Source organism: Pseudoalteromonas sp. BSi20495 (assembly GCF_000241185.1).
GTDB lineage: Bacteria > Pseudomonadota > Gammaproteobacteria > Enterobacterales > Alteromonadaceae > Pseudoalteromonas > Pseudoalteromonas fuliginea.
Map to the genome: position 1 here is coordinate 21,457 of NZ_BADY01000041.1, position 13,770 is coordinate 35,226.

Sequence of the window (13,770 nt, forward strand, 5' to 3'; positions counted from 1 at the left end):
ATAATGATAAAAATGCTTCCATTATGACCAAATTAGGCTTACGCGATTCTGTTTTAACACTGACCCTGATCCCGACGGTGATCATTGGATTGTTACTTGGTGGGTATTTTACAATAAATCGTTACATTGAGCTTGATGAAATTTTATATCAACAAGGGACTACTATTTCAGAGCCTTTAGCAATTGCGCTTGAACAACCACTACAAGAAAAAAACAAACAACTGCTTAATCGACTAATTAGCTATACCCATAATAAGCACTCACCCACAGTAAAATCGATTGCCATTTTTGATGATAATAATCAGCTCATCATGACCAGTAATTATCATCGCTCTTTTGATAAATTAATTAATCAAAAAGTAATGCAAAACTTAAATACTACTCAAGTGCAAAAGTCAGATGAACTCGTCACGTTTTTTACCCCCATTTTTAATCACACTAACCAAGATTTGAAATGGGAACCGACTCAATTACAATCACCTTTAGGCACGGTTATTTTACAGCTAAATAAAGATCAAGCTGTAATAGGCCAACAACGTGCGCTATTAATAAGCGGTATTGTTATTATTCTATCTTTGGTGTTTGCCGCTATTTTAGCATTAAGACTTAGTCGTATGTTTATGACGCCGCTTAATAAACTCGTACTTGCCACCGACAAGTTGGTTGAAGGAAAAAGAAATACGGGACTAACTGATACCATGATCGGTGAGTTTGAACTATTGCGGGAAGGTTTAAATACGATAGCCCATACAATGGTAATGCAAAAAGATGAAATGCAAAAAAACATCGATCAAGCAACCAGTGATTATCGTGAAACATTAGAGCAGTACGAAACTCAAAATATCCAGCTCACGATGGCAAAAAAAGAAGCGCAAGATGCCAACAGAGTTAAGTCTGATTTTTTAGCTAAAATGAGTCACGAACTACGTACCCCTTTAAATGGGGTGATTGGTTTTACACGACAACTTTATAAAACACCGCTAAATAAACACCAAAAAGACTATTTAGACACAATTGAACTTTCTGCAAATAGCCTGATGACGATTATTAGTGATATTTTAGATTTTTCTAAATTAGAAGCCGGTGCAATGGAACTTGAATCAATTCAGTTTCAACTTAGGGATGCCATAAACGAAGTAATGACATTGCTCGCTCCGAGTGCTCATGATAAGCAACTTGAATTATCTATTTATATTAATCAACAAGTCCCTGATGACTTAACTGGCGATCCAACTCGTTTTAAACAAATACTTATAAACTTATTAAGTAACGCTATAAAATTTACTGAAAAAGGCTCTATAAAAGTAGATGTGAGTTACCGATTACTTGATGAAGAGCGTGCTTCTTTATTAGTTTCAGTAACTGATACGGGTGTTGGTATTCCTATGAATAAACAAGACTCGCTGTTTACCCCATTTGGCCAAGCTGATTCAAGTATTACCCGAAAATTCGGTGGCACGGGCTTGGGGCTTATCATTACCAAACATATTGTTGAAGCAATGAATGGCCGAATAACACTCAACTCAGCACCTGGTAACGGCACGTGTTTCACATTCAACAGTATATTTAGATTACCGAATCACGTATTTACCAACGATTTACCGAGTAAATCTCTCATTGGTAAACGTATTTTATATTTAGAACCGCATGAGCATACTCATCACGCTGTTCTATCGTTATTAACACAGTGGCAAACATCAGTTACAGCCTGCTTTAACGAAACCAGTTTTTTAGACGCTATAACAAATAAAGAGCATAAATACGATATTTGCTTAATAGGTCACATGGCTTCTGTTGATGATATGCAGCAATTAAAAAGCTATGTAAAATCAGTTCGCGAATCGACTGACTACTTATATTTAATGTTAAATACAGTTTCGCACAATATGCGAGAAGCGTTTATAGGCAGTGGTGCTGATGCGTGTTTAAGTAAACCACTTAACCACCGAAAACTGTGTGAAGTACTTGCAGCACCATACAGACTAGACCACCCTGTTCATAATATTGAGCAGAATGAACACCAGTTACTTCCACTTAAAGTACTTGTCGTTGATGATAACGATGCTAATTTAAAGCTTCTCCATACTTTATTAAGTGAACAGATTGAAGTAATAGAAACCGCTCATAACGGCTCACAGGCTTATAGTTTAAGTAAAAGCCATAAATATGATGTCATCTTTATGGATATACAAATGCCAATTATGGACGGTATTACTGCATGTAAACTTATTCAAGAGTCATCTCTAAACGAAGATACACCAATCATTGCAGTGACTGCTCATGCACTGAATAGCGAAAAAGAGCAGCTACTTAAAGATGGCTTTAAAGGTTACCTAACCAAGCCTATTGATGAAGACATGTTGAAACAGATAATCAGCGATCATAGCCCGCAGACACCTGTTAATCGTGATAAAACCAAAAATGAAGTACCACAAAGCCCTGCTCCTTTCGAAAGTAATCGTATAGATTGGGCATTAGCACTGCAACGTGCTGGTGGTAAAAATGAGCTTGCTCTTGAAATGCTCAACATGCTGTTATCAAGCATACCTGAAACACTTAGCTTACTTGCAAAAGCAATTGATGATACCAGTTGTAAACAAGTGCTAAGCATTGTCCACAAGTTCCATGGAGCGTGTTGTTACACAGGTGTACCAAGACTTAAGTCATTGGCAGAGACCATCGAAACATCACTTAAGAGCGAATGTATACTTGAGAGTATAGAACCTGAGCTTTTTGAGCTACAAGATGAACTTGAAAGCTTACTTCTCGATTCAAAATCAGCTGAAAAATCTAAAGAAGACACGCTATAATAAGCGTGTCTTTTTAACTAAAATAACTTAAGTTCGTGCTTCAAGCATTAGGCGTTTCATATCGCGGACTGCTTTTTCCAATCCATCAATCGCGGCGCGAGCAATGATAGCATGACCTATATTAAGCTCGTAAATTTCTGGCATTGCTGCAATCGGTTTTACATTATGATAATGAAGACCATGTCCCGCGTTAACAATCAACCCCAAACTCGCTGCGTATTTAACACCTTCACGAATGTGCTCTAACTCTTTGTGTAAATCGGTATCATTTGTTGCATCAGCATACGCGCCTGTGTGTATCTCTACATAAGGAGCACCACATTCTTTGGCTGCATCTAATTGCACTTTATCTGCATCAATAAATAACGATACTTTAATGCCTGCGTCAGTAAGCGTTTTTGTTGCGGCTTTAATTTTATCTATATTACCCGCTACATCTAAGCCACCTTCGGTTGTTAATTCTTCGCGCTTTTCAGGTACTAAACACACGTACTCAGGTTTTACTTCAAGCGCTATTTTTATCATTTCATCGGTAACAGCTGTTTCAAGATTCATACGTGTTTGAATCGTTTTAGCCATCACGTAAACGTCGCGGTCTTGAATATGGCGTCTGTCTTCACGTAAGTGAATTGTAATGCCGTCGGCGCCTGCGTGCTCAGCAACACTGGCTGCATGAGCAGGGTCTGGATATGTAGTTCCACGCGCTTGGCGAAGCGTTGCAATATGATCAACGTTTACACCCAAAAGAATATCTTTCATTATTTTACCTGTAAAATTACGATTATTGAGAAGCACTAAAAAGCTCACGGCTCTTTAATGGCTTATTACCTAACAAAGGCTTTAATAAATATCGACTTAATTGTTTTGCCATATATAACACATCAGTTTGGCTAAAGTCATGATTTGCTATCGCATTTAGTTGTAAACCGCTAAAGCCAGAACGCGTATCTTCTTGCACTAAAAAACCAAACTCAGGAAAGTAACTATACGTTTGCGTCTCGTCTATTGGTTCACCACTGGCATCAAAACTAAAATCGACGCCATAGCCAAGTAGCTCTAATAATTGAAACTCGTATGAGCGAAGTACAGCTTGTAAATTAGCCCCACTGTTTAGGTTTTCTAAATGCGTTTTATAAAGATGAAAAACCTGTTCTATAGGTTCATTAATAGGCACTATTCGGTTAGTTAATTCATTTAAATAAAAGCCACAATAAAGCTCATCACCTTTTAAAAAAAGTGGTGTGCCGTGTAGCTCAAACTTATTGATGTATTTTAGATCGTATTTACCACTGTAATGGACAAGTAGTGGTTGAAAAGGTTGTAACTGAGCTTTATGTTTAGTGGCCTGGCGGCCACTAATGCGTGCAATCATTCTAAGTTGCCCAACGCCTTCTACAAGCATATCAAGCATTACTTGTGAGTCACTGTAAGGACGTCGATGCAATAAATAAGCAGTGTAGAAGTCGCTATCCATAGATAATACTAATTATTGGTTTAGTCTTCACCATAACCTAAACTTCGTAGTGCTCGTTCATCATCAGCCCAACCAGATTTAACTTTCACCCAAAGCTCTAAAAACACTTTATTATCAAGCATTTCCTCTATGTCTTTACGGGCTTCACGGCCAATGGTTTTTAGCTTTTCGCCTTTATTACCAATAACCATGCGTTTTTGTGTTTCGCGCTCAACAAGAATTAATCCGTTGATATGCCAAATACCGTTGTCTTGCCATTTAAACTGTTCAATTTCAACAGTAACAGAATACGGTAATTCTTCACCCATGAAGCGCATTAATTTTTCACGGATAACTTCAGCCGCCATAAAGCGCATTGAGCGGTCTGTGACGTAATCTTCAGGGAAGTAAAACTCACACGGTTGTAAGCGCTTAGTTACTTCAGCTTTGATTAAGTCTATATTTTTTCCCTGTTTTGCAGACACAGGCATAATACCAACAAAATCAAACTTATCGCCTAACCACTTCATATGAGGCAATACAAGATCGCGGTCTTTAACTTGGTCTATTTTATTAATAACCAATAATACTGGCTTACCACTTTGCGATACTTTGTTCAGTACCATGTCGTCATCAGCATTCCAGTGAGTGCCTTCAACTACAAATATAATAAGCTCTACATCACCGATTGAGCTAGACGCTGCACGGTTCATTAAGCGGTTAATAGCACGCTTTTCTTCAACGTGTAGCCCTGGCGTATCGATGTAAACAGCTTGATGTTTACCTTCGGTATGAATACCCATAATACGATGGCGCGTTGTTTGTGGTTTACGTGAGGTAATACTTACTTTTTGCTCAATGATCTCATTGAGTAAAGTCGATTTACCAACATTTGGACGTCCTACAATTGCGACCATGCCACAAAACGTATCTACATCACCTTCACGAGGCTGTATTAGGGTATCAAGATTCATTTTTAATTATCTTCAATGCTTTTTCGGCAGCTTTTTGTTCAGCCTTGCGGCGTGAGCTACCAACAGAAATTATGCTATCCATTCCATCAACAATACATTCAACCGTGAATGTTTGATTGTGTGCCTGGCCTTTAGTATCAACCACAGTGTAACCTGGAAGAGGCAACTTACGACCTTGTAGATGCTCTTGCAGCAGGGTCTTCGGATCTTTTTGATTAAGCCCTGGTGAAATAGCATCCAAGCGAGATTCATACCACGCTAATATAAGCTCGCCACAGCGGTCGATACCTGAATCTAGAAATGCAGCACCAATAATAGCTTCTACTGCATCAGCAAGCGTTGACTCACGACGGAATCCGCCACTTTTAAGCTCACCCGGACCTAAGCGTAAATAATCGCCCAAGCCAAATTCAAGACCAAACTCGGCAAGAGTTTGACCTCGTACAAGTGTTGAGCGCATACGGCTTAAATCACCTTCACGCGCTTTAGGGAATTTGGCATAAAGTGCATTAGCAATCACAAAGCTCAAAATAGAGTCACCTAAAAATTCTAGTCGCTCATTATGTTGACCTTTGTGGCTGCGGTGCGTCATTGCCTGCTCAAGTAAACCTTGATCAGTAAATACATAGCCAATTTTGTCATATAATTCTGTTACATTTTTTTTCATTGTTACTGAATATTACCTAGGCGCTCAAAGCGAACACCAGTTGGAACCCATCCTGGTAAAATATCATCAGGGCCATTCTCAAATTCAAAACTCATCCATATAAAGACAGCTTTACCCACCAAGTTTTCTTTTGGTACAAAGCCCCAAAAGCGACCATCTTGGCTGTTGTCGCGGTTATCACCCATCATAAAATAATGATCAGCAGGAACAGTCCATTCATCAGAAGGCGTGCCCGGTTGCTGGTAATAACGCCCTTTTCTTTCAGGCGCTTGTGGGTTGATTAAAATATCATGCGTAACTGTTGTTAAATTTTCATTTACGCGAGCTAGAGGCATTGGGCCTTGTTTAAATTCATTATCATTAATTAATTTAAAATCAATTTTATTGAATTCATTACATAAAAGCTCACCCTGCTGGGTTTCGCCTTCTTTACAATTTGGCTGAATATATAAACGTTTATCACGATAAACAACTTTATCGCCAGGTAAACCTATTGTACGTTTAATATAGTCAACTTTTTCATCTAACGGGTATTTAAAAACAACAATATCACCACGTTCAGGTTCACCCATATCAACTAATTGGGTACGCCAAACAGGGTCTTTTATTCCATATGAGTACTTTTGCACTAAAATAAAATCACCAACTAGCAGCGTAGGCATCATTGAACCCGATGGAATTTGAAACGGTTCAAAAATAAATGATCTAAAAATAGTAATTGCAGCAATCATCGGAAAAATCGACTTTGCCGTTTCTGTTATTACTGGTTCTGGTGCTATTAATGCTGCTGTTTCATCATCTAACGGCGCACCTGCAGACTTTTGCGCTATCGCTAAGCGCGCCTGTCTTTTAGGTGCATACAGTAAGTGATCTATTAACCATATTAAGCCTGAGCCTAAAGTTAATAGCACCAATAAAACTGAAAAATAACCAGCCATTTATAATCCTTTGTTTTTATTTACCAACTTTTAAAATAGCTAAAAACGCTTCTTGAGGCACTTCAACATTACCTACTTGCTTCATTCGTTTTTTACCATCTTTTTGCTTTTTAAGTAATTTTTTCTTACGACTCACATCACCGCCATAACACTTAGCGATTACGTTTTTACGTAATTGCTTGACTGTGGTACGTGCAATAACATGCTGTCCAATCGCTGCTTGAATCGCAATATCAAACATTTGACGTGGAATAAGTTCTTTCAATGCATCAGCTAACTGACGACCACGAGATTGTGCACCATCTCTGTGAACAATAATCGCAAGTGCATCAACACGTTCACTGTTGATCAAAATATCAACACGCACCATATCAGATGTTTGAAAGTGTTTAAAATTATAATCCAGTGATGCAAAACCACGACTTGTAGATTTTAATTTATCAAAAAAGTCCATGACCACTTCAGCCATAGGCAGCTCGTATGTAACAGCTACTTGCTTTCCGTGATAAGTCATTTTTGTTTGGCTACCACGTTTTTCAATACACAAAGTAATAACATTACCTAAGTATTCTTGTGGTACCAAAATATTTGCTTCAACAATCGGCTCACGAATTTCTACAATATCGTTTACCGCAGGTAGATCAGATGGGTTATCAATCTGGAATGTACCTTCTTTGGTAACTATCTCGTAGATTACCGTAGGTGCCGTAGTAATTAAATCAATATCGTATTCACGCTCTAAACGCTCTTGAATGATTTCCATGTGTAGCATGCCTAAAAAGCCACAGCGGAAACCAAAGCCTAGTGCAGTTGAATTCTCTGGTTCAAAGAATAACGACGCATCGTTTAAGCTTAATTTATTAAGTGCATCACGGAATGATTCATACTCGTCTGATGCAATTGGGAACATACCTGCATAAACCTGAGGCTTAATTTTTTGAAAACCAGGTAAGCGAAGTGGAGCCGCATTTTTTTGATGAGTTATAGTATCGCCTACTGGCGCACCATGTATCTCTTTGATGCCAGCAATAACAAACCCTACTTCACCTGTTCTTAAAATACCGGTGTTAGTTTGCTTAGGTGTAAATACACCCACTTGGTCGGCAGTATGGATATGCTCGTTCGACATTATTTTTATTTTGTCGCCAGTGCGTAATTCACCGTGCTTAATACGCACTAATGATACAACACCTTGGTATGGGTCAAACCAAGAATCGATAATAAGTGCTTGTAAAGGTGCATCTTTGTCGCCTACTGGTGGCGGAACATCTCTTACAATCATTTCAAGTACTTCAGCAATACCTACGCCTGTTTTAGCACTACACTGCACTGCGTCAAGGGCATCAATACCAATAATTTCTTCAATTTCTTCTGCAACACGTAAAGGGTCTGCTTGCGGTAAATCGATTTTATTAAGTACTGGAATTACTTCTAATTCCATTTCAATAGCGGTGTAACAGTTAGCTAGTGTTTGTGCTTCAACGCCTTGGCCTGCATCAACAACGAGTAGCGCACCTTCACATGCAGCTAAAGAACGCGACACTTCATACGTAAAATCAACGTGTCCTGGAGTATCAATGAAATTAAGTTGGTAGGTTTCGCCGTCGTTCGCTTTGTAATTCAACGTTACACTTTGCGCTTTAATGGTAATACCACGTTCGCGCTCAATATCCATTGAATCCAAAACTTGTTTTTGCATTTCACGGTCGGTTAAACCGCCACAAACTTGGATCAAACGATCTGAAAGGGTCGATTTACCATGGTCAATATGGGCGATGATCGAAAAATTACGGATATGCTTCATAAACTGGATTCTATACTTCTATTTTAATGGACTAAATATGAATACCTAAGTGACTTGAAAATACTTGCTTTAGGATGCCATAAGCTGAGTTTGTAAATTACAGACTTAGCTCACGCTTTTTAAGATGGGTTACAAACATTTTATGCATTGAATAACAATAAGTTATATTTACTTAACTTAAATAATTCAGTCAGATAAAATAATTTAAAAAACCACGGTTCCCTGTATTTCCAAGTTACTTTGGTATAAAACGGCAATTTTACATTTAATTGGCGTCAATCACCATCTATTTGAGTTAAAGGGATACTAATTGGGTGAATTTTTATAACTTTTATATCGTGCTTTAGCGATTTCACGCGAGTTTTAGCAATAACAAATCCAGTAATGCCACCTAAAGCAGCCGCTAAGATTTGCCAGCCTTCGGCCATTAAAAGTAACTCAGAAGCAATAAATGCAAACGTTAGACTTAAAAATAAAGGTAACATATATACAGCAAAAGCATGTTTAACAACGAGGCTATCATCAAGTGACAAAGTAACTTTTTGACCGACCTCGACTGGTAAGTCGAATCTATATGGAAAGGTTTTTTTTGCGGTGCCAAATAACTTGCCAAACACTTGTGAGCCGCAACGACCATTGCAGCCTTCACAAGCTTGTTTTTGCTGTGCTTCTAAATAAGCAATGTGGCCATCAAGGGCCACAATAGTGAGGGTTTGTTCAATCATAACAATCCTTACAAATCGCTTATAATGCGCGGGTAACTGACTCTGCAATTGCTTTTGCGGTCATACTCGGTACATTACCAACAACCGATACATCAAAATTACCGCCATTATGCACATATACCGTCGTTGCACCAGATGTTAATGCACCGCTTAAACGCTTACCAGGTAAAGGTCGCTGTATAAATATAGAGATCTCAACAAAACCATCAGAAAATAAATAATAGTCTGTTAACTCATTATTTAAATCGAGTTTATGTCTGTCAGATTTTAATAATTCAAAGCCATTAGGTAACCAGTTTATATTCCAATTCTTTGCTGTATTCTCTGCACCACCTAAATCACTTTCTGGTAGAGGCGTTGGAAAGTTACGATTGAGTACTTCCAACAGCATACTAGCAGGCTGTTCAGTAACACTAACATGAGTTAACTGTAGCTGTTCAAGCGCCTCACCTTCGTGGTTCACGTACGCTGCTTTTAAAAGTAAAGACGACTCCATATCAAGCCAAATCCAGTAGTTATATTTGAATTCATCTTTGGATTCAATTCGAACTAATTGAGCCGCACGCCCTGCAATGCGCCCTTTACCACCCATTACAAAATCATAATGTGCGCTCAAACGCTCAATGTCTTTAAATAACACTTCAGGAATGGGGCCAGCAATCGAATCAGTTTTAAGAGAGTATGGCTCTGACTGCGGTTCAAAATAAGTGACTTGATTATTAACACGAACCATTTCAAGGCCTGCGCCATTGAGTAAACTTAAATGCTCAAGCTCTGTGTCGCCTTGTTTGGCATGGACCCAACGATATGGTTCCATTGTTTTACCCTTAACAACCACAAATGAAGCATCAAAATTACGGTTATGTACGGCATTAGCCATTTTAAGTAATAAATCTTTGGCAGGATTTATATCGTTGGCAAATGCAGTAAAGCTAACTACCAACGACAGAACAAAAGTGATTACTTTCATTTAATTAGTTTTTTCCTCTTGCGCTTTTATACTATTTTGCGCTGTTTGAAGCGAGTTAGCAACACGTGCTTGCCGTTGATGCTCTAAAACTAATGCGCCAATACGTTGTTGTTGCAATTCACGTAAGCCTTGTTCAGCATTTTCAAGCGCTGGCTCAGATGAATAACTTACTGGCGAAGCCATACCTGTTAAAGGGGTAGTTTGCAGTAAAGGGATTTCGCTTGGCTGCTGATTGTTACTTTGCGGAAGTGTATTAACGCCCACAATAGCAAACATTGCCACACTTGCTGCAATCGCTAGTTGGGCAACAGGCTTGCGCCAATTAAAAGCAACTACATTATTTTTTACAGTTTCAGTGACTGCTTGAGGCTCTGTGTTTGGCTGGTTGAAGTCAGCATAAACAGGCTCGCTTTCTAATGCTAATGCAACGCTATCGCTAATATCAATATGTACGTCATTATTATTTTTTTGAGCACGCATTACATCACCAATTAACGCATAACGGCCAAACGTGGTTACATCTTGCTCTGCAATTTTTGCATCAGTTAGATGTTGTTCGCCATCAAGTAATGCCGATAACACTTCGTTATCTAACTTGTTAAGGTGTGCTTTCGTCATACTAAGACTCGCCTATTAATGGGTTTAATTTGTTATCAATTGCTTCTCGGGCACGAAAGATACGCGAACGCACCGTCCCGACAGGGCAATCCATGACCACTGCTATTTCTTCATAGCTCATCCCTTCGATTTCTCTTAGGGTTATCGCAGTTTTAAGATCTTCAGGCAAACTATCAATCGTATTAAAAATAACAGCGCGTACTTCTTCGCTTAAAAGTAGATTTTCAGGGGATGCATTTGAACGCATCGAATCCGCACAGTCATAAAATTCAGCTTCTTCAGCGTCGATATCATTTGCTGGCGGTTTACGGCCCTGTGCTACTAAGTAATTTTTAGCACAATTAACGGCAATACGGTATAACCAAGTATAAAAGGCACTATCACCTCTAAAGTTTGGAAGTGCACGATAAGCTTTTATAAATGCTTCTTGTGCTACATCTGCAATATCACCTTGGTTTGATACATAACGTGATATCAAACCTGCAATTTTATTTTGATACTTCTTTACTAATAGATTGAAGGCGTTTTTATCACCCTGCTGAACCCTTTTTACTAGCGCTAAATCTAATTCCTGCTCGCTCATTCGAGCCGGTACTCCTATGTCTGATTTTTGCTTGTTATTCATAGTGTCGCTATTGTTCACAAATACTCTGACCTCTACATGAATAAAAAGTTCTGTTTAATATTATTTTTTTATAAAATAGTTCATAAATAACAGCGTTAGGCTATTAAAATCACTACGTAGTAATATGACAAATATGATACAACTACAGATATTGAAAACAAATATTGCTCTATACGAGCATTGTAACCGCAAAGTACCTCTGACATGAACCAAAATAAACACCACATTGCTGATGTCGCTATTATCGGTAGCGGCGCAGCAGGCTTATCACTAGCTTTATCTTTAGCTAATTTTTGTAACGTTACCGTAATTAGTAAAGGGGCTCTGACAGAAGGCTCTACATTATATGCTCAAGGCGGTATAGCTGCTGTATTTGATAAACAAAATGACAGCATAGAATCCCATGTAGAGGATACACTCGATGCTGGCGGCGGCTTGTGCAACAGAGAAGCCGTCCACTACACTGCAAGCAACGCCCATGATTGCCTGCAATGGTTAATTGATCAAGGCGTGCCTTTTGATATGGAATTTGATAGTAAAGGCAAAGAGCGCTTTCATTTAACGCGCGAAGGCGGTCATAGCCATCGTCGTATTTTGCATGCAGCTGATGCGACTGGCAAAGCAGTACAAACTACATTAATAAGCCAAGTAAAAGCGCATAAAAATATTACACTTTTAGAGCAATACAACGCAATTGATTTAATTACTGATAAAAACACCGAAAAAACAGCTTCGCATATTCACGGTATGTATGTGTGGAACAAAAAAGCTAAAAAGGTAGAAACCATTTCGGCAAAATTTGTTGCTCTGGCGACCGGCGGGGCAAGTAAAGTGTATTTGTACACCTCAAATCCTGACGTATCAAGTGGCGATGGTATTGCAATGGCGTGGCGGGCGGGCTGTAAAGTGGCCAATATGGAATTTAATCAGTTCCATCCAACAAGTTTATATCACCCTGAATTACAAAACTTCTTAATTACGGAAGCTATGCGTGGTGAAGGCGCTTATTTAAAACGCCCTGACGGCACTCGCTTTATGAAAGACTTTGATGAGCGTGAAGAACTTGCTCCACGCGACATTGTTGCACGCGCAATCGATTTTGAAATGAAACGCCTCGGCGCAAACTGTGTTTACCTTGATATTAGTCACAAAGATAAAGATTTTATTATTGAGCACTTTCCTACTATTTATGCGAAATGCTTAAGTGTAGGGCTTGATATAACCAAAGAAGCAATCCCAGTTGTCCCCGCAGCCCACTATACTTGCGGCGGTGTAATGACTGATTTTAATGGAAAAACCGATTTAGATAATTTATACGCTGTGGGTGAAGTAGCTTATACAGGCCTTCACGGTGCAAATCGCATGGCAAGTAATTCATTACTTGAATGTATTGTGTTTGCCCATGCTGCTGCAAAAGATATTTTAAGTAAAATAGAGCATGCGCCAGAGCCTATAGCACTTCCATATTGGGATGAAAGCCGAGTTAGTAACTCCGATGAAGAGATTGTAATTACCCATAACTGGCATGAACTACGATTATTCATGTGGGATTACGTTGGTATTGTTCGATCAACTAAGCGTTTAGAACGTGCACTGCATCGAGTTGAACTATTACAGCAAGAAATACATGACTACTATGCTAATTTTAGAGTCAGTAATAATTTGTTGGAGCTACGTAATTTAGTGCAAGTAGCTGAATTAATCATTAGAAGTGCAATGGAACGCAAAGAAAGCCGTGGCCTTCATTACACTATTGATTACCCTGAGCAAAACGAAAATCCAACACCAACTATTTTGACCCCGCAGCGCCACTAATAGCGCTAAGTGTTGCACGTTTTAATCGAGCATAGCTTTGTTCGTTAACTCCATTGGCTGAAATAATTAGCCAATGGTTTTTACTAAAGCCTTTAATATAAAGCCATACACTGCTACCAAGTATGCGACTTTGAGTACTTATTTCACCTTGAATTTTTAGCGACTGACTTTCAAATCTAAATAAGTTTGGCTCTAAAATAACAACTCCCCGTATCGGGTGAGCAGCTAAAACTTTTCGCCAAACAAATAATCCAGCCACTGTATTTACTACAACACAAAAAAGCATTGCCAGCACAGAACTTAAAAATAAGCATAATATCAAAGCCAGCATACAAAAAAAGACCACAACTGGTTTATGGTCTGCTTTATTA

Annotated in this window: 13 protein-coding genes; 2 read left to right on the forward strand and 11 right to left on the reverse strand. The window is 38.8% G+C overall.

Going from position 1 to position 13,770, the window contains the following annotated elements; genetic code table 11:
• Window positions 1-23 precede the first annotated feature (23 nt).
• Complete coding sequence (barA, locus tag P20495_RS14615) at window positions 24-2,810, forward strand: two-component sensor histidine kinase BarA (RefSeq protein WP_008134816.1); 2,787 nt, start codon at window positions 24-26, stop codon at window positions 2,808-2,810.
• A 27-nt stretch (window positions 2,811-2,837) separates the two neighbouring features.
• Here the strand turns inward: barA and pdxJ are convergent, their stop codons facing one another.
• The 10 genes from pdxJ to rpoE form a co-directional block, all read right to left on the reverse strand.
• Window positions 2,838-3,569 carry a pyridoxine 5'-phosphate synthase gene (pdxJ, locus tag P20495_RS14610; protein ID WP_007377524.1) on the reverse strand — a complete coding sequence of 244 codons (732 nt, stop codon included), beginning with the start codon at window positions 3,567-3,569 and terminating at the stop codon, window positions 2,838-2,840.
• A gap of 22 nt (window positions 3,570-3,591) precedes the next feature.
• On the reverse strand, window positions 3,592-4,284 hold the full coding sequence (gene recO / locus P20495_RS14605; protein WP_007377525.1) for a DNA repair protein RecO: 693 nt from the start codon (window positions 4,282-4,284) through the stop codon (window positions 3,592-3,594).
• A 20-nt stretch (window positions 4,285-4,304) separates the two neighbouring features.
• Window positions 4,305-5,237: a GTPase Era gene (gene era, locus P20495_RS14600; RefSeq protein WP_007377526.1), complete on the reverse strand. Its 933-nt coding sequence runs from the start codon at window positions 5,235-5,237 to the stop codon at window positions 4,305-4,307.
• On the reverse strand, window positions 5,227-5,904 hold the full coding sequence (gene rnc, locus P20495_RS14595) for a ribonuclease III (protein WP_007377527.1): 678 nt from the start codon (window positions 5,902-5,904) through the stop codon (window positions 5,227-5,229). Before rnc ends, era begins: the two co-directional genes overlap by 11 nt.
• A gap of 2 nt (window positions 5,905-5,906) precedes the next feature.
• A complete protein-coding gene (gene lepB / locus P20495_RS14590; protein ID WP_008134817.1) occupies window positions 5,907-6,842 on the reverse strand; it encodes a signal peptidase I in 936 nt (311 codons plus the stop codon).
• A gap of 16 nt (window positions 6,843-6,858) precedes the next feature.
• A complete protein-coding gene (lepA, locus tag P20495_RS14585) occupies window positions 6,859-8,646 on the reverse strand; it encodes a translation elongation factor 4 (protein WP_008134818.1) in 1,788 nt (595 codons plus the stop codon).
• A 275-nt stretch (window positions 8,647-8,921) separates the two neighbouring features.
• On the reverse strand, window positions 8,922-9,371 hold the full coding sequence (locus P20495_RS14580) for a SoxR reducing system RseC family protein (protein ID WP_007377530.1): 450 nt from the start codon (window positions 9,369-9,371) through the stop codon (window positions 8,922-8,924).
• 19 nt (window positions 9,372-9,390) lie between these two features.
• On the reverse strand, window positions 9,391-10,341 hold the full coding sequence (locus tag P20495_RS14575; RefSeq protein ID WP_007377531.1) for a MucB/RseB C-terminal domain-containing protein: 951 nt from the start codon (window positions 10,339-10,341) through the stop codon (window positions 9,391-9,393).
• Complete coding sequence (locus P20495_RS14570; protein ID WP_008134819.1) at window positions 10,342-10,959, reverse strand: sigma-E factor negative regulatory protein; 618 nt, start codon at window positions 10,957-10,959, stop codon at window positions 10,342-10,344. It lies immediately after the preceding gene.
• Between the two features lies 1 nt (window position 10,960).
• Window positions 10,961-11,542, reverse strand: coding sequence for an RNA polymerase sigma factor RpoE (rpoE, locus tag P20495_RS14565; RefSeq protein ID WP_007377533.1), 582 nt, complete (start codon window positions 11,540-11,542; stop codon window positions 10,961-10,963).
• Between the two features lie 246 nt (window positions 11,543-11,788).
• Between rpoE and nadB the strand changes: the two genes are divergently transcribed.
• Window positions 11,789-13,399 carry an L-aspartate oxidase gene (gene nadB, locus P20495_RS14560; protein ID WP_008134820.1) on the forward strand — a complete coding sequence of 537 codons (1,611 nt, stop codon included), beginning with the start codon at window positions 11,789-11,791 and terminating at the stop codon, window positions 13,397-13,399.
• On the opposite strand, the gene P20495_RS14555 is transcribed toward nadB, so the two are convergent.
• Window positions 13,374-13,730 carry a hypothetical protein gene (locus P20495_RS14555; RefSeq protein ID WP_007377535.1) on the reverse strand — a complete coding sequence of 119 codons (357 nt, stop codon included), beginning with the start codon at window positions 13,728-13,730 and terminating at the stop codon, window positions 13,374-13,376. The genes nadB and P20495_RS14555 overlap by 26 nt on opposite strands.
• Window positions 13,731-13,770 lie beyond the last annotated feature (40 nt).